25 protein-coding genes, 1 tRNA gene, 1 pseudogene and 1 riboswitch are annotated in these 22,662 nt (G+C 58.4%); of the genes and pseudogenes, 9 read left to right on the top strand and 18 right to left on the bottom strand.

Annotated features, from left to right (window positions below):
• Positions 1–4: 4 nt before the first annotated feature.
• From pspC to pspA, 3 genes are read right to left on the bottom strand one after another with little or no spacing between them, the layout of a single operon-like run.
• Positions 5–409, bottom strand: a complete 405-nt coding sequence (pspC, locus tag ACTG20_RS10995) for an envelope stress response membrane protein PspC (protein ID WP_194496107.1) — start codon at positions 407–409, stop codon at positions 5–7.
• Positions 406–642: an envelope stress response membrane protein PspB gene (gene pspB, locus ACTG20_RS10990; RefSeq protein WP_005333672.1), complete on the bottom strand. Its 237-nt coding sequence runs from the start codon at positions 640–642 to the stop codon at positions 406–408. The genes pspC and pspB overlap by 4 nt, the downstream gene beginning before the upstream one ends.
• Positions 643–645: 3 nt before the next feature.
• Positions 646–1,332 (bottom strand): phage shock protein PspA, encoded by a 687-nt coding sequence (gene pspA, locus ACTG20_RS10985; protein WP_005346256.1) that lies wholly within the window; start codon positions 1,330–1,332, stop codon positions 646–648.
• 196 nt (positions 1,333–1,528) lie between these two features.
• Between pspA and pspF the strand changes: the two genes are divergently transcribed.
• From pspF to ACTG20_RS10955, 6 genes are all read left to right on the top strand, one after another.
• Complete coding sequence (pspF, locus tag ACTG20_RS10980; RefSeq protein WP_439987643.1) at positions 1,529–2,557, top strand: phage shock protein operon transcriptional activator; 1,029 nt, start codon at positions 1,529–1,531, stop codon at positions 2,555–2,557.
• Between the two features lie 108 nt (positions 2,558–2,665).
• The gene (gene sapA, locus ACTG20_RS10975) at positions 2,666–4,261 is read left to right on the top strand and encodes an ABC transporter substrate-binding protein SapA (protein WP_439987880.1); all 1,596 of its coding nucleotides are present in this window, start codon (positions 2,666–2,668) and stop codon (positions 4,259–4,261) included.
• 2 nt (positions 4,262–4,263) lie between these two features.
• Positions 4,264–5,223, top strand: coding sequence for an ABC transporter permease (locus ACTG20_RS10970; RefSeq protein WP_439987641.1), 960 nt, complete (start codon positions 4,264–4,266; stop codon positions 5,221–5,223).
• 35 nt (positions 5,224–5,258) lie between these two features.
• Positions 5,259–6,152, top strand: coding sequence for an ABC transporter permease subunit (locus ACTG20_RS10965; RefSeq protein ID WP_439987640.1), 894 nt, complete (start codon positions 5,259–5,261; stop codon positions 6,150–6,152).
• Positions 6,152–7,150 (top strand): peptide ABC transporter ATP-binding protein, encoded by a 999-nt coding sequence (locus ACTG20_RS10960; protein ID WP_439987638.1) that lies wholly within the window; start codon positions 6,152–6,154, stop codon positions 7,148–7,150. The genes ACTG20_RS10965 and ACTG20_RS10960 overlap by 1 nt, the downstream gene beginning before the upstream one ends.
• Before the next feature lie 34 nt (positions 7,151–7,184).
• Positions 7,185–7,970: a peptide ABC transporter ATP-binding protein gene (locus ACTG20_RS10955; RefSeq protein WP_439987636.1), complete on the top strand. Its 786-nt coding sequence runs from the start codon at positions 7,185–7,187 to the stop codon at positions 7,968–7,970.
• A 105-nt stretch (positions 7,971–8,075) separates the two neighbouring features.
• Here the strand turns inward: ACTG20_RS10955 and htpG are convergent, their stop codons facing one another.
• The 4 genes from htpG to ACTG20_RS10935 form a co-directional block, all read right to left on the bottom strand.
• Positions 8,076–10,004, bottom strand: coding sequence for a molecular chaperone HtpG (htpG, locus tag ACTG20_RS10950; protein ID WP_439987635.1), 1,929 nt, complete (start codon positions 10,002–10,004; stop codon positions 8,076–8,078).
• Between the two features lie 166 nt (positions 10,005–10,170).
• Positions 10,171–10,773, bottom strand: coding sequence for a recombination mediator RecR (gene recR / locus ACTG20_RS10945; protein ID WP_005346280.1), 603 nt, complete (start codon positions 10,771–10,773; stop codon positions 10,171–10,173).
• A gap of 184 nt (positions 10,774–10,957) precedes the next feature.
• Positions 10,958–11,045: transfer RNA gene (locus tag ACTG20_RS10940), tRNA-Ser, on the bottom strand.
• A gap of 134 nt (positions 11,046–11,179) precedes the next feature.
• Positions 11,180–11,635 carry a YbjN domain-containing protein gene (locus tag ACTG20_RS10935; RefSeq protein WP_005337119.1) on the bottom strand — a complete coding sequence of 152 codons (456 nt, stop codon included), beginning with the start codon at positions 11,633–11,635 and terminating at the stop codon, positions 11,180–11,182.
• Positions 11,636–11,793: 158 nt separating this feature from the next.
• Here ACTG20_RS10935 and ACTG20_RS10930 point away from each other — a divergent pair, with 158 nt between their 5' ends.
• A complete protein-coding gene (locus ACTG20_RS10930) occupies positions 11,794–13,131 on the top strand; it encodes a flavohemoglobin expression-modulating QEGLA motif protein (protein WP_151286805.1) in 1,338 nt (445 codons plus the stop codon).
• Between the two features lie 80 nt (positions 13,132–13,211).
• Here ACTG20_RS10930 and ACTG20_RS10925 read toward each other — a convergent pair whose 3' ends face one another.
• Together ACTG20_RS10925 and ACTG20_RS10920 are read right to left on the bottom strand one after the other, a co-directional pair.
• A complete protein-coding gene (locus tag ACTG20_RS10925; RefSeq protein WP_005351181.1) occupies positions 13,212–13,793 on the bottom strand; it encodes a thymidine kinase in 582 nt (193 codons plus the stop codon).
• Between the two features lie 91 nt (positions 13,794–13,884).
• Positions 13,885–15,465 (bottom strand): Na+/H+ antiporter NhaC family protein, encoded by a 1,581-nt coding sequence (locus ACTG20_RS10920; RefSeq protein WP_005351177.1) that lies wholly within the window; start codon positions 15,463–15,465, stop codon positions 13,885–13,887.
• Positions 15,466–15,553: 88 nt separating this feature from the next.
• Positions 15,554–15,725, bottom strand: a riboswitch (Lysine riboswitch).
• 302 nt (positions 15,726–16,027) lie between these two features.
• Between ACTG20_RS10920 and ACTG20_RS10915 the strand changes: the two genes are divergently transcribed.
• Positions 16,028–16,432, top strand: a complete 405-nt coding sequence (locus tag ACTG20_RS10915) for an H-NS family histone-like protein (protein WP_005359895.1) — start codon at positions 16,028–16,030, stop codon at positions 16,430–16,432.
• A gap of 69 nt (positions 16,433–16,501) precedes the next feature.
• On the opposite strand, the pseudogene ACTG20_RS10910 reads toward ACTG20_RS10915, so the two are convergent.
• The 5 genes and pseudogenes from ACTG20_RS10910 to ACTG20_RS10890 form a co-directional block, all read right to left on the bottom strand.
• Positions 16,502–17,076: pseudogene (locus ACTG20_RS10910) on the bottom strand (cob(I)yrinic acid a,c-diamide adenosyltransferase).
• Positions 17,073–17,303, bottom strand: coding sequence for a DUF3820 family protein (locus tag ACTG20_RS10905; protein WP_005337126.1), 231 nt, complete (start codon positions 17,301–17,303; stop codon positions 17,073–17,075). Before ACTG20_RS10905 ends, ACTG20_RS10910 begins: the two are co-directional and overlap by 4 nt.
• A gap of 1 nt (position 17,304) precedes the next feature.
• A complete protein-coding gene (gene queE / locus ACTG20_RS10900; protein ID WP_194496103.1) occupies positions 17,305–17,976 on the bottom strand; it encodes a 7-carboxy-7-deazaguanine synthase QueE in 672 nt (223 codons plus the stop codon).
• Between the two features lie 61 nt (positions 17,977–18,037).
• Entirely contained in the window at positions 18,038–18,745 is a 708-nt protein-coding gene (gene queC / locus ACTG20_RS10895; protein WP_194496102.1) for a 7-cyano-7-deazaguanine synthase QueC, read from the bottom strand.
• 20 nt (positions 18,746–18,765) lie between these two features.
• A complete protein-coding gene (locus tag ACTG20_RS10890) occupies positions 18,766–19,389 on the bottom strand; it encodes a tRNA-uridine aminocarboxypropyltransferase (protein WP_194496101.1) in 624 nt (207 codons plus the stop codon).
• Here ACTG20_RS10890 and rrtA point away from each other — a divergent pair.
• The gene (gene rrtA, locus ACTG20_RS10885; RefSeq protein WP_179214420.1) at positions 19,388–19,981 is read left to right on the top strand and encodes a rhombosortase; all 594 of its coding nucleotides are present in this window, start codon (positions 19,388–19,390) and stop codon (positions 19,979–19,981) included. The genes ACTG20_RS10890 and rrtA overlap by 2 nt on opposite strands.
• Here the strand turns inward: rrtA and pyrF are convergent.
• The 4 genes from pyrF to ihfB all read right to left on the bottom strand — a co-directional run bounded on the left by pyrF (position 19,956) and on the right by ihfB (position 22,579).
• Complete coding sequence (gene pyrF, locus ACTG20_RS10880) at positions 19,956–20,657, bottom strand: orotidine-5'-phosphate decarboxylase (RefSeq protein ID WP_005351164.1); 702 nt, start codon at positions 20,655–20,657, stop codon at positions 19,956–19,958. The two genes, rrtA and pyrF, sit on opposite strands and share 26 nt — an antisense overlap.
• 18 nt (positions 20,658–20,675) lie before the next feature.
• Complete coding sequence (lapB, locus tag ACTG20_RS10875) at positions 20,676–21,842, bottom strand: lipopolysaccharide assembly protein LapB (RefSeq protein ID WP_005346478.1); 1,167 nt, start codon at positions 21,840–21,842, stop codon at positions 20,676–20,678.
• A 9-nt stretch (positions 21,843–21,851) separates the two neighbouring features.
• Positions 21,852–22,136, bottom strand: coding sequence for a LapA family protein (locus ACTG20_RS10870; RefSeq protein ID WP_005337143.1), 285 nt, complete (start codon positions 22,134–22,136; stop codon positions 21,852–21,854).
• 158 nt (positions 22,137–22,294) lie between these two features.
• Positions 22,295–22,579 carry an integration host factor subunit beta gene (gene ihfB, locus ACTG20_RS10865; RefSeq protein ID WP_005299934.1) on the bottom strand — a complete coding sequence of 95 codons (285 nt, stop codon included), beginning with the start codon at positions 22,577–22,579 and terminating at the stop codon, positions 22,295–22,297.
• Positions 22,580–22,662 lie beyond the last annotated feature (83 nt).

The raw sequence follows: 22,662 nt of genomic DNA, 5'->3' as shown, positions 1-22,662 counted from the left end.
AGCACTACAGCTTGCGAAATTCCCGCTGCAGGGTGAACTCCCTGGAGGTCACCAGTTTCTCGATCCGCTGAACTCTGGGCTCCAGCGCGTCAAGTTCCTGCGCGATACGGCCCAGCGCCTGATGAGGGGTGATCCCCGCCTGCCAGCTGCGCGCTTTCATCCGCACCTCGGCAAAGTCGGCATCCTCTTGCGAATAGAGGGTGACCGGCTTTTTGTCGAGCAGGAACCAGGCGGCGATATAGGCGGTGAAGGTGATGAAACCGGCGAAGATAAGGCCACTGATGGCGAGCAGCCGCACGATCCAGGTCTCCACCCTGAAATACTCAGCCAAACCGGCACAGATCCCGGCTATCTTGCCACGCTGGGGATCACGATAGAGGTTACGCCCTTCACGACTGACACTGCTCATACCTTGTTCCTCCAACCGGGTACTTCCGCATCCAGAATTGATTCCAGCGCGCCAACCCGCTCCTGCATCTTCTCGGTGCGGGCCAGCAGCCCTTGCAACTGTTCCCGCTCGCTATCGGCAAGACCGGCGCCAATCCGTCCCTTGGCACGATAGTGCAGCACCAGCCAGATGGGGGCTACCACCACCATGAAGACCACCATGGGAACCATCAATACGCCCAGCAGATCTTCCATCTGTTACTCCCCCTGTTTACCTTCGCTTTTGCTGTCGCCCTGGCCCAGCTTCTGACGCATGGCTTCCAGCTCGCGGCTTATCTGATCGTCCACTTCCAGCTCGGCAAACTGCTGCGCCAGCGCCTTGTCGGACTGACCCAGATCGGCGCGCGCTTCCATCTCGTCGATGCGACGCTCCATCCGCTCGAACTTGCTTACCACCGCCTGGCTCTCGCCACGAGCTACCTGGCTCTGCACGTTGAGGCGGCTGCTGGCCGCTTCGGTGCGAATGGCCATCGCCTTTTGACGGGCGCGAGCATCTTCCAGCTTGGCTTCGAGCTGGCGGATCTCCTCGCCCAGCTTCTCGATACCGCTGTCGACCGCCTGCTGCTCACGCTGCAACGCCTCACCCAGCTCGCTCTGCTTCTTCTTCTCGATAAGGGCAGCGCGGGCCAGATCTTCACGTCCCTTGGTCAGGGCCAGCTCGGCCTTGGCTTGCCACTCGTCGACCCGCTCCTGATGACGGGCGACCTGACGGCCAATCTCTTTCTGGCTGGCGAGGAAGCGGGCCAGATTGGAACGCTCCTTGACCAGCTCGTCCTCCATCTCCTGGATGATCAGGCGCACCATCTTCTGGGGATCTTCTGCCTTGTCGAGCAGGGCCGTCAGGTTGGAATTGATGATGTCGGCCAGACGGGAAAAAATACTCATGATTGCACTCCTGTTATTGGCATGGCGTTGTTTCTCCATTGAGAATGGCAACTTGTGTGCCAATCTGGAACAAAATTTAACTTGTTGATTTATATGGGGCTGCTTTGCCCCGTTTCAATAGATGCCATGCAGGTGGTGATAAAAATCACCAACTTTTGGTAAGATTGACCAGCTTTAACAACCAACAGGGATCACTATGACCACGGCCACGGAAAGCCTGCTGGGGGAATCCAACGCATTTCTCGAGATCATTGAGCAGGCCTCACGGCTCGCCCCGCTGCGCAAACCCGTGCTGATCATCGGTGAGCGGGGGACGGGCAAGGAGCTGATCGCCCACCGCCTACATTATCTCTCGGCGCGCTGGGATCAAAGCTTTGTCACCATCAACTGCGCCACCCTGAGCGAGAGCCTGCTGGAGACCGAGCTGTTCGGTCACGAGGCGGGGTCGTTTACCGGCGCGGCCAAGCGCCATCAGGGCCGCTTCGAGCGGGCCGATGGCGGCACCCTGTTCCTCGACGAGCTGGCCACCACCAGCGCCCGGGTGCAGGAGAAGCTGCTGCGGGTCATCGAGTATGGCGAGTTCGAGCGGGTGGGCGGGGCCAAGCCCCTCAAGGTGGATGTGCGGCTGGTCTGCGCGACCAACGAAGATCTCCCAGCGTTGGCAGACAAGGGGCTGTTTCGCCACGATCTGCTGGACCGGCTCGCGTTTGATGTGATTACCCTCCCCCCCTTGCGGGAGCGGCGGGAAGATATCCTGATGCTGGCGGAGCACTTTGCCCACAGCATGACCCGGGAGCTGGGCTATCCGCTCTTTGCCGGTTTCTCGCGCAAGGCAACCCAGCTGCTGCAGGATTACCCCTGGCCTGGCAACGTGCGGGAGCTGAAAAACGTGGTGGAACGCAGCATCTACCGCCAGGGCAATCCCCAGTTACCGCTCTCGACCCTGGTGCTCAACCCGTTTGATTCCCCCTGGCGACCACAGGTCACGCAACCTGCGCAAGAGGCCCAACGCGAGGTACAATCTGCATCCCCCCTCGTCCTGCCGCTCGATCTCAAGCAAGCGGTGGCGGAATACGAGATTAATTTACTCAAGCAAGCGATGCAGCAATCCCAGTATAATCAGCGCAAAGCAGCTCAACTGCTGGCCTTAAGCTATCACCAGTTCCGTGGCATGCTACGCAAATATCAGCTGCAAGATGGCGATAATGATGCAGAACAAGAGTGATGGAGCGCGGTTGAGGCCAATGCAAGCAACACGCCAGCCTTTGTGCTGGTACATTTGTATCAATACGTGCGACCAAACCCCCTATAAGAACATGGTTCAACAATGAGAATGCTCACCCCCTTGCTACTGGGTCTGCTGGTCCTGCTCACCGGCTGCGACAAGCAATCCGAGGCCTCCAAAACCGGACTCGTCTATTGCGCTGAGGGATCCCCCCTCTCCTTCAACCCCCATGTTTCCAACTCCGGGGTGACGCTGGATGCCAGTGCCCGTCCGCTCTACGACCGCCTGCTGGAGGTGAACCCCAATACCCTGGCGCTGGGGCCAGCGCTCGCCACCAACTGGCATATGAGCGAGGATGGCCTCACCTATACCCTGACCCTGCGCAAAGGGGTGACGTTTCATCATACTCCCTGGTTCAAGCCCAGCCGCACCTTCAATGCCGATGACGTGGTCTTCACCTATGCCCGCCAGCTGGACGATCAGCACCCCTATCACAATGTCTCCGGCGGCGACTACCCCTACTTCTATAGCCTGGGACAAGATCTGCTGTTCAAGCGAGTCTACAAAAAAGGGCCGCAGACGGTGGTGTTCGAACTGAATCAACCGAACGCCTCCTTCCTCGCCACCCTGGCCAGCGACTATGCGGTGATCCTTTCAGCCGAATACGCCGAACAGATGCTCAAGGCGGGCACGCCTGCCCTGCTGGATAGCCGCCCCATCGGCACCGGCCCATTCAGCTTCAAGGAGTATCGCCACAACGAGTTCATCCGCTATCTGCGCCACCCCGGCTACTGGGGCGGCGATGCCAAGATTGAACAGCTGGTCTACGACATCACCCCCAAATCCGCCAAGCGGCTGGCCAAGCTGCTGACCGGCGAGTGCGATGTGATGAGCACCCCTTCCGCCAGCCAGCTCGCGGTGATCAAACAGAACCCGGCTCTGAACCTCTCGGTCCAATCGGGGATGAACGTGGCCTTCCTGGCCCTCAATACCCGCAAGCCGCCATTCAGCAACGTCAAGGTACGTCAGGCCATTGCCAGCGCCATCAACATCGACAACCTGTTGCAGGCAGTCTATTTCGATACCGGCCTGCCCGCCAACAGCCTGCTGCCGCCTCTTTCATGGGGTTACAACCCCAGCCTGCCGGAGCGCAAGCCCGACTTGAAACGGGCCCGCCAGCTGCTCAAGGAAGCGGGACTGGAGAAAGGGTTCGAGATGCAGGTGCTGGTACAACCGGACGCTCGCCCGTACAACCCGGATGCGGTCAAAACCGCTCAACTGATCCGCAGTGATCTGGCCAAGGTCGGCATCAAGCTCAAGATCGTGCAACGGGAGTGGCCGGTGATCGAAGGTCGTCTCACCAAGGGGCAGTACGACAGCCTGCTCTCCGGCTGGATTGCCGACAACGCCGACCCGGACAACTTCTTCCGCCAGTTGCTGAGTTGCTCGGCGGTTGAGCGGGGCAACAACTACAGCCGCTGGTGCAGCCCGGCCTTCGATCAACTGCTGGATGATGCGGTCACCACGCCCCAGCTGGCATTCCGGCTGCGCAACTACTACTACGCCCAGACCTTGCTCAACGAGCAGCTGCCGCTCATTCCGCTGGCACACGCCTTGCGCACCCAGGTCAGCCGCAGCGACATCGAGGGGCTGACGCTGATGCCCTTTGGCGGCGCCTCCTTCAACCAGGCTCACAGGGAATAAGCATGCTTTTATACACCTTGCGCCGCATCAACCTGCTGCTCATCACCCTGCTGGCGCTGACCTTTGTCGCCTATCTGCTGGACTATCGGCTGATCGGCCATCAGCTCAATTTCTGGAGTGGTTATCCCGACTTTCTGCGTCGCATTGTCGCCGGGGATCTGGGGATCTCCAGCGTCTCCGGGCTGCCGGTGCTGGACGAAATCCGCCACTACTTCCCGGCGACCCTGATCCTCTGTCTGGCCGCCTTTGTTATCTCGCTGCTGGTGGGGATTCCCCTCGGCACCCTGGCGGCCCTGTCACAGGGCAAGACGCTGGATCTCTCCATCATGACCGCCGGTCTTATCGGCTATGCGGTGCCGGTGTTCTGGCTGGCGCTGCTGGTGGTGATGCTATTTTCCCTCGATCTCGGCTGGTTGCCGGCATCGGGCCAGATCAGCCTGCTCTACGACGTTCCCCCCATCACGGGCATCGCGGTGATCGATGTGCTGCTCAGCAACGAGCCCTGGCGACAAGCAGCGCTGCACGATGCCCTGCGCCACCTTATCCTCCCTTCGCTGGTGCTGGCGGTAGTGCCCACCACCGAGGTGATCCGCCATGTGCGCAGTTCGCTCATCGACGTAATGAAGCAGAACTATATCAAGGCGGCAGCGAGCCGTGGCCTCTCCAAGTGGCAGATCGTCTGGCGCCATGGCCTGAAAAACGCCCTGCCGCCGGTACTGCCGCTATTGGGCCTGCAACTGGGCAGCGTGCTCACCTCCGCCATGATCACCGAGGTGGTGTTCGAGTGGCACGGGATCGGCCGCTGGCTGGTCAGCAGCATCGCCCTGCAGGACTACGCCGCCATCCGCGGTGCCACCCTGGTGGTGGCCAGCTTCGTCATCTTCATCAGCGTCAGCACCGAGCTACTCACCACCCTTATCTATCCGGCGCGGCGCAAAGAGCTCTATGCAAAACAAGACTGAACGTGCTCATGGCATGACCCGGAGCCAGGTATCCTATGCAAGATAAATCGAACATCTATCCCGAGCTCAAGATCCTCTCGCCCCTTGAGCAGACGTGGGCCTCCTATCGCCGCAATCCGCTCGCCATGGCGGGACTCTGGTGCTTATTGCTGCTGCTGCTCATCACGCTGGTGGGACCGCTGGTCGTTCCCTACGGCATTGATGAGCAGCACACCGACAAGCTGCTGCTGGCCCCCTCCTGGGCGGCGACCGGCAACATCGACTACTTCCTCGGCACCGACGATCTGGGGCGTGACATGCTCTCCCGGCTGGTGGTGGGGACGCGTTTTACCTTTGGTTACGCACTGGTCGTGGTGGTGATCGCCATGGTGGTGGGCTCCGCCATCGGTATCCTCGGCGGCATGAGCAAGGGGCTGAAATCGAGCGTGCTGCATCACCTGCTCGATACCCTGCTCTCCATCCCCTCCCTGCTGATGGCCATCATCATGGTCGCCATCATGGGGCCGGGTTTTGGCAATACCCTGATCGCCATTACCCTGGCGTTGATCCCGCCCTTTATCCGGGCTACCCACAACGCGGTGCATGCCGAGATGCAAAAGGAGTACATCACCGCCAGCCGGCTCGATGGTTCGCCCCCCTTGCGGATCATGCGGCTGGCTATTTTGCCCAACATTGTCGAGACCCTGGTGGCCCAGACCACCCGCACCTTGTCGGCGGCCATTCTCGATATCTCGGCGGTCGGTTTTCTCGGTCTCGGCGCCCAGTCTCCCCAACCTGAGTGGGGCACCATGCTGGCCGATTCGAGCGATCTTATTTATCTCGCTCCCTGGACCGTCACCCTGCCCGGCATGGCCATTCTGTTCAGCGTGCTGGTGACCAATTTAGTTGGTGAAGGCATTCGTGAAGCACTCAAAGAGGGGAATGACTAATGCCGTTGCTAGATATACGCAATCTCACCATCGAGATAGATACCCCGCAAGGCAAGGTCAAGGCGGTGGACAAGGTGAGCCTGACCCTGACTGAGGGAGAGATCCGCGGTCTGGTGGGGGAATCCGGCTCCGGCAAGAGTCTGGTGGCCAAGGTGATCGTCGGCATCGAGAAGGACAACTGGACGGTACGTGCCGACCGGATGCGCTTCAACGACATGGATCTGCTGACCATGGCCCCCAAGGAGCGCCGTCGCATCATGGGCCGCGAGATCGCCATGATCTTTCAGGATCCCATCAGCTGTCTCGACCCCTCCGAGGAGATCGGCACCCAGCTGGAAGAGGCGATCCCGACCGATTCGTTCGAGGGGCAGTTCTGGCAGCGCTTCCAATGGCGCAAGAAAAAAGCCATCGCCCTGTTGCACCGGGTCGGGGTCAAGGATCACCGCAAGGTGATGCGCGCCTATCCCCATGAGTTGTCTGATGGCATGTGCCAGAAGGTGATGATCGCCATGGCGATTGCCAACCAGCCGCGCCTGCTGGTGGCAGACGAACCCACCAGCGCCATGGAATCCACCACCCACTCCCAGATCCTGCGACTGCTGGACAAGATGAACAAGCTGGGCAACACCACCATCCTGATCATCAGTAACGACATCGCCGCCATTGCCAACCTGACCGACACCATCAACGTGATGTATTGCGGCCAGATGGTAGAGGTGGGCACCCGGGAGCAGATCATCGAGACCCCGCATCACCCCTATACCGATGCGCTGCTCAAGTCGATCCCCGACTTTGACAAGCTGGTGCGCCACAAGTCGCGCCTCGAGACCCTGCCCGGCGTCATCCCACCGCTGCAACACCTGCCCATCGGCTGCCGTCTGGGGCCACGCTGCCCCTACGCCCAGAAGCAGTGCGTGCAGACCCCGCTGATGAACAAGATCAAAGGCCATCAGTTCAGCTGTCACTTCCCGCTGAACATGGAGGAGCCGAAAAAATGATGACTGTTAATGCCCCCATGAAGGAGCCCCGCTTGTGATCGAGCCATCCCTGTTGCAGGTCAGAGGCCTTAGCAAAACCTACCAAAACCGCACTGGTCTGTTCCGTCGTCAGGCGGTGGAGGCGATCAAGCCCCTCTCGTTCGATCTCGACGTGGGTCAGACCCTCGCCATTGTCGGCGAAGCGGGCTCCGGCAAGAGCACCCTCGCCCGCATTCTGGCTGGCATGATCGAACCCACCAGCGGCGACATCGCCATCGACGGCCAGCTGATGGTGCACGGCGATTACCAGACCCGCTGCAAGCTGCTGCGGATGATCTTTCAGGATCCCAACACCTCGCTCAACCGCAAGATCCGGGTCGGCCAGATCCTGGAGACGCCGCTGCGCCTCAACACCGAGATGAGCGAGGAGGAGCGCAGCGAGAAGGTAGTGCAGACCTTGCGCATGGTGGGCATGCTGCCGGATCACGCCCTCTTCTACCCGCAGATGCTCTCCTCTGGTCAGCAGCAGCGGGTGGCGCTGGCTCGCGCGCTGATCCTCAACCCCAAGATAGTGGTGGCCGATGAGGCGCTCTCCACCCTGGATATCTCGGTACGCTCCCAGATAATCAACCTGCTGCTGGAGATGCAGGAGACCATGGGGCTAAGCTATGTGCTGGTGGCCAACGATTTGGGCATCGTCAGCCATATCAGCGATGAGGTACTGGTCATGCATGAAGGACGGGTGGTAGAGCGCGGCAAAACCCTCAAGGTGTTTGCCGATCCCCAGCACGAGGTGACCCGGCGTCTCATCCAGAACTACAACAACGAATATCGCAAATAGAGAGGCGCAGGCCGCCTCCCCTGCCGCTGTGTTTCACCGTTCTCACACGGCAGGATCAAAAAAGCCCACTACATGCAGTGGGCTTTTTGTTATCGGAGTCGCGGCTTAGGCTTGCAGCAACAGGCGGTTGATGCGGGAGACGAAGCTCGCCGGATCGTTCAGCCCACCCTGCTCGGCCAGCTGAGCCTGTTCGTGCAGCAGGGTGACCCACTCGCCAAACAGTGCCTCGTCTTCAATGGTGTCGAGTTTCTTCACCAGCGCATGGTCGGGGTTCAGCTCCAGAATGTACTTCTGCTCCGGTACCGGCTGGCCGGCCGCACGCATCAGCTTGATCATCTGGGTGCTCATACCGTAAGCGTCGGTGACGATGCAGGAGGGGGAGTCGGTCAGACGGTGGGTGACACGCACCTCTTTCACTGCATCACCCAGGCTCTTCTTAACCCGCTCCACCAGACCGGCGTTGGCCTTCTCGGCATCGATCTGGGCCTGCTTGGAGGCATCATCTTCCAGATCGCCGAGATCCAGTTCGCCACGGGTGACGGAGATGAGCTGCTTGCCGTCGAACTCGGTCAGGTGGCTCATCAGCCACTCGTCGACCCGCTCCCACATCAGCAGCACTTCGACACCCTTCTTGCGGAAGATCTCGAGGTGAGGGCTGTTCTTGGCAGCGGCGTAAGAGTCGGCGGTGATGTAGTAAATCTTCTGCTGACCTTCCTTCATGCGGCCAACGTAATCCTCGAGAGAGACGGTCTGGGCTTCGCCTTCACCAGCGGTGCTGGCAAAGCGCAGCAGCTTGGCGATCTCTTCGCGGTTGGCGTAATCCTCAGCCGGGCCCTCTTTGAGCACATTACCGAACTCGCTCCAGAACTTGGCGTACTTCTCTGCATCATCCTTGGCCAGCTTGGAAAGCATGGTCAGAACGCGCTTGGAGCAAGCCTTGCGCAGGGAGGCGGTCACCTTGTTGTCCTGCAGGATCTCGCGGCTGACGTTGAGCGGCAGATCGTTGGAGTCCAGCACCCCTTTGACGAAGCGCAGGTAGGTCGGCATAAACTGCTCGGCGTCGTCCATGATGAAGACGCGCTGTACGTAGAGCTTCAGACCGTGCTTCTGATCGCGGTTGTAGAGGTCGAACGGTGCGCGGGCCGGTACGTAGAGCAGGCTGGTGTACTCTTGCGCCCCTTCCACCCGGTTGTGACCCCAGAGCAGCGGATCTTCAAAGTCGTGGGCGACGTGCTTGTAGAACTCCTGATACTCCTCGTCCTTGATATCTTTCGGGTTACGGGTCCACAGTGCAGTCGCGCGGTTGACCTGCTCCCACTCGCCCCCCGTAGTATCGGCATCGGTGCCGACGATGGTTTCACCATCCTCTTCGCGATCCGGCGTACCCTCTTTGTACATCTCAACCGGCACGCTGATGTGGTCGGAGTATTTGCTCACCACGGAGCGCAGACGCCAGTCGTCGAGGAACTCGCCCTCTTCGGCACGCAGGTGCAGGATAACGTCGGTACCGCGACCCTCTTTGGTCACGTCAGCCACGGTGAAGGAGCCTTCCCCTTCCGATTCCCACTGCACGCCCTGCTCCGGAGCAGTGCCGGCGGCGCGGGAAACCACGGTCACCTTGTCGGCAACGATAAAGGCGGAGTAGAAACCGACCCCGAACTGGCCAATCAGCTGGGAGTCACGCCCCTGATCGCCGGAGAGGTTTTTGAAGAATTCTGCGGTGCCGGACTTGGCGATGGTACCCAGGTGCTCGATCACCTGATCACGGGTCATACCGATCCCGTTATCGGAGATGGTCAGGGTACGCTTCTCTTTGTCCACCACCAGGCGCACACGCAACTGGCCGTCGTTTTCGAACAAAGAGGCATCGGAAAGCGCCTTGAAGCGCAGCTTGTCCGCCGCATCGGATGCGTTGGAAATCAGCTCGCGCAGGAATACTTCTTTGTTGGAGTAGAGGCTGTGAGCCATCAGGCTCAGCAGTTGTTTGACTTCAGTTTGAAAGCCGTGGGTTTCGGCATGAACACTTTGGGTCATGGACCAATCCTCAGAAACATCGGGTTGAACATACGCCCAACCTAGATGGGGACAGGGATCCAAATATCAAGGGGGCGAATGTGCAATCCTGCTCACTCGCCCCCTTTTTCCATTCAACTGCCGATTTTCTGATCAAGCCGCAATGATACAGCGCTATACCCGCCCCTTATTTGAGGCGCTGACGCCCCATCAGGGAGTGGGAGAGCGTGGTGCCATCCACCAGCTCCAGCTCGCCCCCCACCGGTACGCCATGGGCAATGCGGCTCACCTCCACCCCGGCGGCACGGGCCATATCGGCGATATACCAGGCGGTGGCATCCCCCTCGATGGTGGGGTTGGTGGCGAGGATCAGTTCGCTGATCGCCTCATCCTTCAGGCGGCGCTCCAGAATATCGAGCCCCAGCTCCTCGGGGCCGATACCATCGAGCGGCGACAGATGGCCCATCAGCACAAAGTAACGACCGGAAAACTGGCCGGTCTGCTCGATGGCGGCCACATCCGCCGGGCTCTCCACCACGCAGAGCAGGCCATTCTCTTCCCGCTTGGGATTGGCGCAGATATCGCAGCGGTCGTTCTCGGTAAAGGTGCGGCAGTGGCTGCAGTGGCCAATCTCGGTCAGGGCGCGAGAGAGCAGTTGGGCCAACCGCAAGCCGCCGCTGCGCTCGCGCTCAAGCAGGGTAAAGGCCATCCGCTGGGCAGACTTGGGCCCCACCCCCGGCAATACTTGCAGGGCCTTCATCATCTCATCGAGCAGGGGACTGAACTTCATAACACTCCTTACACGGGCCTGCCCCTCGCCACCACCTGGGCCACGACGGGTCAGCAAAACAGGATAACGCCATTGGCGCAGGACTATACCCGAGCGCGCCGCCCATCGCCATCGGCTTGCCCACCGCGCCCGCAAAAACGCGGATAGCAAAAAGCCCTGATGTTTCCATCAGGGCTTTGCAATGTGGCGGTGAGGGAGGGATTCGAACCCTCGATACGTTGCCGTATACACACTTTCCAGGCGTGCTCCTTCAGCCACTCGGACACCTCACCAAATTTTGGTCTGTGGTTTAACGTGTTCAGCCAACACGGTGTTCGCTACGCTGTTGCGCTGGAACGGGGCGTAATTTAGGGGAAAGCCCCGCCCGCGTCAACGGCTTTTTTCACCTGGCGAACCGTTCGAACACTTAATGCACAGATTCCGGTGCGACCTGGATTTCCGGCAGGTTGAGGAAGCCGGAACGTTCGCATTCGGCAACCAGTTCGTGGGTGGCAGCGATGGTACTTTGCACGAACAGCAGGAACTGCTCGACGCTGAGTCCGGCCTTGGTAAAGACAGTGTGGCCGACCACCAGCCGCGGCAGGTTGTCATCGATGATATCGAGGAACACCTTGAGGGAGGGGTACTGCATATTGAGTCGGCCCAGTTCGGCAACCAGCGGCAGCATTGCGGAGGGGCGCACTTCCAGCTCGGAGGAGAACAGCAGGCCTTCCTCTTCCACGAAGATCCGGCTCTCCTGAATACCATCGACCGACTGCAAAGAGACAATGTGGATACCGTGACACTGGTCGCAGACATAGTGCTCGATACGAGCCTGTTGCAACCAACGCATTATCATTTCGGAGCTGGGGATATTCATCATTTCCACGACAAGATTGGGATCAAGGGGCGCAGTCTAAACCAATTTGCTATCAACAAAAAGCACGCCAACCCGATAACCCTGCGCCTCGCTTCTTTTTGGCAAGCGCTATGCATATACTCAGCCAAATCCACGATGACGCTTGCCCCACAGGGGGCCCCATGACTATCCAAGAAAAGTATCGCCTTCATCTGAAATCACTCTCGGATGAGCTGCTCACCCTGCAAAAACCCATCCGCATTCTGGATGCCATCAAATGGCCACGCCATCTGCAGGATCGCTTTCTGGCAAGCGGTGGCAGGGAGCTGCCCGCTATCGACAGGCACTTCTATGATGCCCTCCCCCTCGGCTTCGATCCGCGCAACAAGTATCTGGAGCTCAAGGAGCTGCGGGACCGGATCCGCAGAAAACTGGGGCCACAGGACGATCTTGGCCGGATCCTGCAAGAGACGGTCGATCAGTACATGGTGGTGATCGAGATGCTGCGCCAGCGGGGCCAACCCGATTTTCAGCGTTACAGCCAGCTGCTTTATGGCTCTGCCAGCGATCACCTGCGCGGGGATCGCAAGACCCTCAAGGAGCTGGGCGCCCGCCTGTGCGACATCTTCTCCCTGCCCGGCGCGCGCCATCTGGTGCGTCCCTATCCCAAGGAGTTCGAAGGAGAAGCCGCGGTCGCCAAACTGCAGGGCAAGCTGTCGAGCTACTTCAGTGACGGCACTGTGCAGGTGAAGCTGAGCGATGGGATTGTCTCCGATGCCGCTGCCGGTGGCGACTACATCAAGCTCAACTCCCACGCCCGTTTCTCCGAGCTGGACTTGCAGGTGCTGGAGGTACACGAGGGGTGGGTCCATGTCGGCACCACCCTCAACGGTCGCCAGCAGCCTTATGCCACCTGGCTGAGCGCCGGTTCACCGCGGATCACCGCCTGTCAGGAGGGGCTTGCTGTCCTGATAGAGACCCTCACCTTCAGCTCTTTTCCGGATCGGGCCAAGCGTATCTCCGATCGGGTGATGGCCATCGACATGGCCGAGCGCGGCGCCGATTTTATCGAGGTGTTTCAGCACTTCGTGCTGCAGGGCACCAGCGAGCACGACGCCTACAAGATCACCCAGCGGGTCTTTCGTGGCGGCATGGTGGGCGGCGGCGCCTGCTTTACCAAGGACCTCTCCTACGTGCGTGGCTATGTGGAGACGGTCAACTTTATCCGCAGCGCCGTGCTGGAAGGGGTGCCCGAGATCCTGCCGATGCTGTTTGTCGGCAAGGTGACACTGGATGACATTCCGGTGCTCTATCAGCACTATCTGGAGGGGCTGATCGCCGCTCCCCGCTATTTGCCGCCGATGTTTCGCGATCTCACCGGCCTCTATGTCTGGTTCGGTTTTGCCTCCGGCATGTCACTGGTCGATATAGGCCGGGTACAGCACCATTTTCGCCAGCTGTTTCAACGCCTGCCGGTGGCCGATCCCATCATTGCGCCGGTGGATATCGAGATCGACTGAACCACAGCGATAGAAGTTGGGGAAAATAAAAAGGGCGCCAGATTGGCGCCCTGCTCGACGATTCAAATATCGCAGCCGACTTACTTGTAAGCGCGACCTTCGAGATAGTGTTTGCGACAGAGTGACACATAGCGATCGTTGCCACCGATCTCCACCTGTTCGCCATCACGCATCACCTGCCCCGCTTCGTTGACCCGGGAGTTCATGTGAGCCTTGTTGCCACACCAGCAGATGCTCTTCAGCTCTTCAAACTTGTCGGCCAGACAGAGCAGATGGTAGGAACCGGGGAACAGCTCACCGCGAAAATCGGTCTTGAGGCCATAGGCCATCACCGGAATATCCTGCTCATCGACGATGCGGGCCAGCTGGTAGACCTGCTCACGGGTCAGGAACTGGGCCTCGTCCACGATAAAAACATCGATATGTTTCTTCGCATGGCGCGCTTTCACCATTTCAAACAGATCGCAGCTGTCGCTGAACACGTCCACCTTCAGCTCAAGGCCAACCCGGGCACTGATCACCCCGACCCCAAAACGGTCATCGATGGCTGGCGTCATCGCCAGAGGATGCATACCCCGCTCCAGATAGTTGAAGTGCGCCTGAATGAGCTGGGTGGATTTGCCTGAATTCATGGTGGCAAATTTGTAGTGCAGTGAAGCCATGATACTGTTCCGAAACTGAATTTATGGGGCGCATGCTAACCAAAGCCCCTGACAAAACCAAGGGGCCCGCGGGCCCCTTGCTCTATAAATGTTACGCGGTGGCCAGCACTGGCCGCGCTTTGGCCTTTTTCAGGTGATAGCCGGTAAAGAGCACGAACCAGAGGGCACTGACACTGAAACCGGCCAGGCTGGAGTGCATCAAGCCCATCGCCAGGTAACCGATGGCCGCGCCGAAGGCGATGGCCAGTGCATAGGGCAACTGGGTCATCACGTGATCGATGTGATGGCAACCGGCACCGGTAGCAGAGAGGATGCTGGTGCTGGAGATGGGTGAGCTGTGATCCCCGAACACCGAGCCAGCCAGTACAGCAGCCAGCATCGGCAGCATCAGGCTGATGTCGCTGGCGGCGGCCATGTCACCGGCCAGCGGCAGCATGATGCCGAAGGTACCCCAGCTGGTGCCGGTGGCAAACGCCATGGCACAGGAGAGGATAAAGACCACGGCTGGCAGCACTTCGATCGGCAGGTTGCCGTTAGCCAGCGAAGCCAGGTACTTGCCGGTCTCCACGTCACGCACCACGGCACCGATAGTCCAGGCAAACAGCAGGATGTTGATGGCTGGCAGCATGGCCATGACGCCCTGCGGAGCGGCCTTGATCCAGTTCTTGGCTCCCAGCTTCAGGCGCATCGCCAGACCGATGGAGACCACCAGACTGCACAGGGCACCGTAAACCAGCGAAGAGCCGACGTTGGTGTTTTCGAACGAGCCAAGCACGCTGAAGGGCAGCCCTTTCTCGCTCAGCACCGCAGCACCGGAATCAATCATGAAATAGATGGTGGCGGCGGTCAGGGTCAGGATCGGCAGTACCATGTCGATCATGCCGCCGTTGCTCTCTTCCGGGCTCTCCATATCCAGACCGATGGGGCGGCCCTTGGACTCATCCCACAGCTTGCCTTCCAGCGCCCACGCTTCGTGTTGACGCATCGGGCCGATATCCAGCTGACAGGCGATCACCACCAACACCATGATCAGGGTGAAGACGGCGTAGAGGTTCATCGGGATCATCTCGACAAACGCAGCGATGGGGCTCTGCTCGGTCAGACCGTGGGCCGCCATGATGCCGCCAACCAGGGCGATGATATAAGCCCCCCAGGAGGAGATGGGCATCAGCACGCAGACCGGCGCCGCGGTGGAGTCCAGCAGATAGGCCAATTTGGCACGGGAGATCTGGAAGCGGTCGGTCACCGGACGGCAGATGGCCCCCACCGACAGGCTGTGGAAGAAGTCATCGATAAAGAAGGCAAACACCATCATGCCAGTCAGGGCTTTGGCGCCCTTGCGGGTCTTGGCACGACGCTCGGCCCACTCGGCAAAGGCACGGGTCGCCCCGGAGACGCTCATCAGGCTGATGAGGCCACCCAGCAGCAGCATAAACAGGATCATGTTGACATTGTCACGATTGAGCGCGCCATCGACCCAGAAGATCTTGAGCACGGTATTCAACATGTAATGCAGGGATTCGAGGGGTGAAAACTGATTGAGCAGCAAACTGCCGGTGACGATGCCCACACCAAGGGACAGCAGCACGCGGCGGGTCATGATCGCCAGCGCGACAGCCAACAGGGGGGGAAGAACGGACCAACCGGAGTCGGCGAAATGACTAATGTCCATGATCTCTTTGCACCTAAAGATTACAGGTGGAGATCTACCGAGAGGATCTAAAGAAACAAAACCTATGGGGAGGTCATACTCCTCAGCCCCTTCAGGTAGCGCTCCATAGTGGATGACTATGGCAGTCCTGCACCTATTAGATGCAGAACCAGCAGCCCGGTATGATGGCCTGGCCACTTCGGCGCTGACTCCTTTCCTTGTGCATCACAGGCATCACCCTCCGCACAAATACTCATAGGCAGCGCGCCTCTACTTAAAGGTATTCGCCGCACATTTTATCGAGATGGCAGCTTATAGCAAGTTTTTTGATTAAATAATCATAATAAACAAATCAAGGTCGGAAAATGGTAGTCAAATGATGCAACAACGCCAGCTTTGACGCTATTTTCACCTACAGCGGTTTCATTGGCATCCAATCTCCAAGCCTATTGCAGGCCATATTAAATATCTGTATTGATGTTCCCCACGGATATTATATTTAACCCGGCTTGACTTATTTAAATCGCCAAGCAAGAATCAGCTGGAACATAATATTTTTCTCTGACTCGACGTGGTAACTCCTATGAATGAATTTTTAAAGGTACTGCTTAATATCCGCAGTCTGCGTGCGACCTGCCGCGAGCTTTCTCTGGAACAACTGGAAGAGGCACTGGAAAAACTCTCTACTATCGTTGCCGAGCGTCAGCAGGATGAAGCTGCCGAGCGTCAGGCCCGTGAAGAGCATCTGCGGAAAATTAACGAATATAGCGAAATGCTGAAAGCCGCCGGTATTGACCCGGCAGAATTGGTAAGCGCTGTCGCTACCAACCCCGGCAAATCAGAAAAAGCCAAGCGGGCGCCACGTCCTGCCAAATATCGCTATCAGGATAATGGCGTGGAGAAAACCTGGACCGGCCAGGGCCGTATGCCTTCGGCTATTGCCAGCGCAGTGGCAGCAGGCAAATCACTGGAAGACTTTGCTATCTGATCTCAATCTCGTTGCTAATAAAAAACCTCGCTAGGGCGAGGTTTTTTATTGCCGCTTAAATGTGACATATCAGATAGCCGATTGCGGGCGATCTGCTGCCTTGACCCACAGCACTTCACGATCCCCTGCTACGCAGATGAGATAGCGGGCAACGGTAAAGAACCAGTCACTCATCCGGTTCAGATAGGGCAGCACCTCGGGATTGACCCGCTCTTCCCGGCTCAATGTCAACAGCAAGCGCTCGCAATGACGCACCAGAGTACGCACCACATGTGCTTGCGCCGCGGCACGGGAACCACCAGGCAATATAAATTGGCGCAGCGGCGGCAATGGCTCACTATAACGATCTATCTGCTGTTCAAGGCGAGTGGTCCAGGCGGCATTAACTTGCCAAATTGATTCATTCTGGGCGTCGCTGGAGAATGCCAACTCCCCCCCAGATCAAACAACTCCTGTTGCAACAGCTGTAAATCAGCCAATAAACCGATCTCTTGCGACGGCACATCACAAATCAGCAAGCCAATATGGGAGTTGAGCTCATCGATATAACCGTAGGTCTCGACCCGCAAATGATCCTTTGGCAACTGGATACCATCGGCCAGCCGGGTCATGCCCTTATCGCCCTGCCTCGTATATATTCTCATACCGACATCCTGTTAATAATGGGAATAATCATGGACTCGAGTCCATTGAGTTTGATTTCGTAAGCCAACGCCAGCGTCTGGCCCAATTTACCCGCCGGAAAACCGCTGCGCGCCATCCACACCAGATAGGGCTCTGGAATATCGATGATACGCCGCCCCTGATATTTACCGTAAGGCATCTTGTTGGTCAGGGTCAGCAGTACCTGTTCGTCGGATAGCCAATCCATATTAATCGATATCCAGATATTTATGAGTCTGGATTGAGAGTCGCCAGTTACGCGCGATACAGGTATCCATCGCCAATTGGGTGGCCCTTGGCTTCTGGCTGATCGGCTGCAAGGCAATGACCACATCAGGGCGCAGGGTAGCAGTAGCGAGCAGCGTATCCAGCTCTTCAATATGGTGCTCGGTCGCCACCGGATGCTTGATCTCGTTGGCCCGCTCCAGCGCCGAGACCAGCACAGGCAGCCCCCCTTTCATGCCAATTTTGGGGGAGACGGTCACCCAGGTCTGCTCATGGGTCTTGATCTCGCTGGTGCCACTGGTTTCAATCTGCACCTGATAACCCGCCGCCAGCAGGGCTGACGAGAGTTCGTGCAGATCGTAGAGGCAGGGCTCGCCACCGGTGATCACCACATGGCGCGCCTGATAACCCAGCTCACTAAAGCTGGCGATGATCTGCGCGGTGCTGAGTTGGCTCCAGCAATCGGATTCGTTGGAGCGATCCAGCACCGCCGCCTTACCCACTTCTCGAGCCGGATCAACAACCCAGGTATGACGGGTATCGCACCAGGGGCAGCCCACCGGGCAACCCTGCAGGCGAACAAAGATGGCGGGCAGGCCGGTAAAGATGCCCTCCCCCTGGATGGTCTGGAAAATCTCGTTGATTGGGTAGTGCATCTCGATCACGGCTTGTTGCAAAAGTCGCGGATTATACCCCAAGCCACGGCAAGACGCAGGCTCACTCTGCGCTTTTCTCGCCCAGCCCGGTTTTCTCAAATAGTCTGGCCATGATGCCCGCCTTATCGGCCAGATAGTTGTTCAGGCCGCGACGACGCAGTTCACACGCAGGACACGTGCCGCAGCCGTCACCGGCAATGCCGTTGTAGCAGGTCAGGGTCTGCTGGCGCACCGTGTCGAGGTGACCATAGTGATCCGCCAGTGCCCAAGTCTCGGCCTTGTCGAGCCACATCAAGGGAGTTTCAAAACGGATGCGGCGATCCAGCCCCAGCGACACCGCCTGATTGAGGGCCTTGACGAACTCGTCACGGCAATCGGGATAGCCGGAGAAGTCAGTCTCGCAGACACCGGTGATCACCGCTTCGGCACCCACCTGATAGGCATAGATGGAGGCCAGGGTCAGGAACAGGATATTGCGGCCCGGCACGAAGGTGTTGGGCAGCCCGTTATCCTGCAGCTCGCAGCTGACTGGAATGTCGTCACGGGTCAGGGCAGAGACCGCCAGCTCATTGAGCAGCGTTACATCCATCACCTTGTGGGCGGCAATCCCCAGTGCACTGCCCAGACGGCGCGCGGTGTCGATCTCTTCCCGATGGCGCTGGCCATAGTCGAAGGTGATGGCGTGCACTTCATCATACTGGGCCAATGCCTGCACCAGACAAGTAGTGCTGTCCTGACCGCCGCTGAAAACCACGACTGCTTTTTTCATCTTGATAACTCCTTCAAATGTCACGCGCGGCGGCCTTCGGCAAAGTCCTGCCACTGGGTATTTAACCGATTGAACAGGGTCAGCAAGGGCGCATAGCGCTCCGGCCTCCCCTCCCACCGGGACAAGAGGTGATAGCCCGCCTCTATGGTAGAGAGGGCATCGGGAAAGGGTTTCTTGCGAATGGCATATTGACCGGCAATGGCACCAATGCCGATGCGGGGCAAGCGGGCCAGTGCCGGGTTGCTCTGCAACATGCGATAGGCTTTGCGCCAGGTGCCGTCAAGCAAGATAAAGGCGACTGATGCGGAGCCAGAGGATTCACTCTCCCGCTGTTGGCGAAGATCGGTCAGCGAAATGGCATCCTCATTCGGCCAGAGCAAATAAAAACAACGGGATTGGTCAGCCAGCAGCACATTGAGCCACTCATCGCGGGAAAAGTCCTCCCCCACATGGATCTCGCACTGTTGCAAAGAGGCCGCCAGCAGCGCCGCGGTCCCCTTGGGATGTGCCACCTCGTTGGGGTGCTGCAAGATGTAGAGGGGCGTGTAATTGTCAACCGGCACAATATAATCGCACAGGCAGGCTTTGAGGGCTCGGGTGCAACGTGTACAGTATCGACTGTTCTTGTCGTTGGACTGTTTCATGTTGTCAGACAAATCTGGATTGCTCTGGGTTATCACGCTCTCTCTCACCAGCTTGCTACTCTTCTTTACCGTTCCCAATCTTCAGCTCTCCTTCGATCGGCCCTTGATCGCCGGGGGCGAAGGGTGGCGGATCATAACAGGCAATCTGGCTCATACCAATCTGTGGCACCTGCTGCTCAATCTGGGCGGCCTCGCCATCCTCTATAGCCTGTTTCGCGACTATCTGGGTGGGGCTCGCCTGCCGCTGCTGATGTTGCTGCTCTGGTTGGCAGTGGGCTTGGGGATCTGGTGGTGGTGCCCGCAGACCCAATGGTACATGGGGCTATCCGGCTCGCTGCATGGCCTGTTTGTCTGGGGGGCAATGCAGGATATTCGCCACGGACGCCGCACATCGGGCTGGCTACTGTTGGCAGGGATGGGGCTCAAGCTGGCGATGGACTTCTACAACGCAGGAGAGACCCCGATATCCACCCTGATCAATGCCAGGGTACACATCGGCTCTCATCTTATCGGGGCCGGTGCAGGCCTGTTACTCGGCCTGCACCGCGTATCACTGAGTGAGCCTGTTACGCACCAGCCAGCTCGGCATTGATGCTGGCCAGCATGGCGGCCGGATCGGCAGCCTGCGTAATGGGGCGACCGATAACCAGATAATCGGACCCCGCCTCGACCGCCGCTTTCGGTGTCATCACCCGGCGCTGATCCCCGGCCGCTGAACCGGTCGGGCGAATACCCGGGGTCACCAGCTTGAACTCATCACCCAGCAAGGCTTTAAGCTCATGGGCCTCGTTGGCAGAGCAGACAACCCCATCCAAGCCGGATGCCTTGGTCAAGGTAGCCAGTCGGATCACCTGCTCGGCAGGGCTCACATCCAGACCAAGAGGGATCATGTCGGACTGCTCCATGCTGGTCAGTACGGTCACCCCGATCAACAATGGCGCCTTGTCGCCATAAGGCAGCAGCGCCTCTTTGGCGGCACGCATCATCCGCTCACCACCACTGGCATGCACGTTGACCATCCAGACACCGAGCTCGGCACTGGCTGCCACGGCTTTGGCAACGGTATTGGGAATATCGTGAAATTTCAGATCCAGAAAGACATCGAATCCCTTGGCCACCAGCTGGCGTACAAACTGCGGGCCAAACAGGGTAAACATCTCCTTGCCTACCTTGAGACGGCACTGGGCCGGAGAGATACGTTCAACGAACGCTAAGGCATCTGCCTCGTGCTGATAATCCAGCGCTACCAGTACTTTGGGATCTTGCATCTCACATCCTATTGCTTGTTATTCACCGTCCAGACCGCGGATCGGCTTGATGGAACCCCACTGGCGACAAGACGGGCACTGCCAAAACAACGAGTGAGTGGCAAAGCCGCACTGCCGACACTTGTGGGTTGACTTGATTTTTATCTGCTCGCCGACCAGCTGTTGCAGCAGTTCGAGGCTCTCCTTGGCAGGCCCCTCCTCCGCACTGGCCAGTTGAAAACCCACCAACTGGTAAAAACCTTTCATCGACGGATGACGACGCAGCTGACGCAGCACCAGCGAACGGGCCTGACTCAGGCCATCACGCTCTTCAACCAGCTTGGCAAGGGCCAGGGTCACGCTGACGCCAGCATGATCTTCCACTGCCTTCTCAAGCAGCGGGATCAACGCAGGCGTGCGGCCCAACTGCTGATAGCACTCGAGCAATTTGGGCATTGCCTCGGAGGCAAAGTCGATATCCTGTTCGAACACCCGCAGCAGCTCCTTGCTGGCCTGCTCATACTCCCCTTCCGCCATGGCAAGCTCAGCGAGGCGCAAACTGGCCCGGGCACATGCCGGATTGATACTGAGCGCCCGTTTGAGCTTGGCCAGCCCCTCCCCTTTATTGCCCTCACGCAGCGCGATTTCAGCTTGCTCGCAATAGAAATGGGAAATGGGGTCGGCCAGCTTCTTGCCCTGGAATTTTTGCAGACGCACCGCCACATCGATGGCCTTGTCCCAATCCCGCAGTTGTTGATGAATGATCAACAGCTGTGCCAGCGCCGTCTCTTCATAGTCGCTGTCGTCACACAGCTCGTTCCAGAGGGCTTCCGCCCGATCGAGCAGACCGGCAGCCAAAAAGTCGCGCGCAAGCTCCTGCAGGGCAAGCTGTCGTTGCTCCCGGGTCAGTTGGCGGGTTACCAGGTTCTGGTGGATCTTGATGGCACGATCGACCTCCCCACGCTGGCGAAACAGGTTGCCGAGGGAGAGGTGTGTTTCGATGGTTTCACTGTCCACCTCAAGCAGCTGGATAAAGAGATCCACCGCCTTGTCGGATTCATCGGACAGCAAATAGTTGAGGCCCGCCACATACTGGCGGGAAAACTGGTTACTCTGTTTTTGGGTGTCCTGGCGAACACTCCTGCGACCCATGTACCAGCCATAACCGGCGGCGATGGGCAACAGCAGGAAAAGCAGTTCAAGCATTGAGGAACATTATTCCTTACCCGGTGACCGGGCCAGCTCCAACTCGCGGGATTGACGACGCATGGTGCGGTTGAGGGTGCGGTTTTGCATTTTCAGGCGCAGGAACAGCAGGCCGAATACCAGCCAGCCCAGCAAAAAACCGCCAGCGAAGAAGAAGCCCAACAGCATGGCAAGCGAAAACTCACCCTGAGCGATCAGGTAATTGAACTGAACCAGCTGGCCATTTTGTGAGCCCAGCGCCAGGGTCAGAACAAACACCAGCACCAGCGGAATGAGGGCCAAAATACGCTTCATAAGAGCTCCCTGTCAGTATCTAATGAGAGGCTGATTATCCTTAAAATCGCAGGCAGACTCTAGAGTGAATGGGAAAAGAGTTTAAGAAACAAGACGATTGGCACAGGAATCGGTGCCAAAAAGAAAAAAGGCATACCCGAGGTATGCCCATTTCTGCATTATTCAATGATGTTGACGCGCTCGCGCAACTCTTTACCAGGTTTGAAGTGCGGGACATATTTCCCGGTCAGTTCAACCTTGTCCCCAGTCTTGGGGTTGCGGCCCACACGGGGCGCACGATAGTGCAGTGAAAAACTGCCAAATCCGCGGATTTCAATCCGGTCGCCGTTTTGCAAGGTCGACGCCATCTGCTCAAGGATCTCCTTGATGGCGGCTTCGACATCCTTGGCCGGCATATGCATGCGGCTGGCTGCCAGTTGTTCGATGAGATCTGATTTGGTCATAACGTTAAATCTCCTTCCCCGATCACATGCAATATTCATTTTGCCAGGATAAAAAAGGGCGGCGCAATGCCGCCCTTTTCTTG

Origin of the sequence: Aeromonas sp. 84A (genome assembly GCF_051919345.1) — a bacterium.
In the GTDB taxonomy this organism is placed as follows: domain Bacteria; phylum Pseudomonadota; class Gammaproteobacteria; order Enterobacterales; family Aeromonadaceae; genus Aeromonas; species Aeromonas veronii.
The sequence above is the reverse complement of the archived record's forward strand: the minus strand, read 5'-3'. Positions and strand labels throughout refer to the sequence as shown.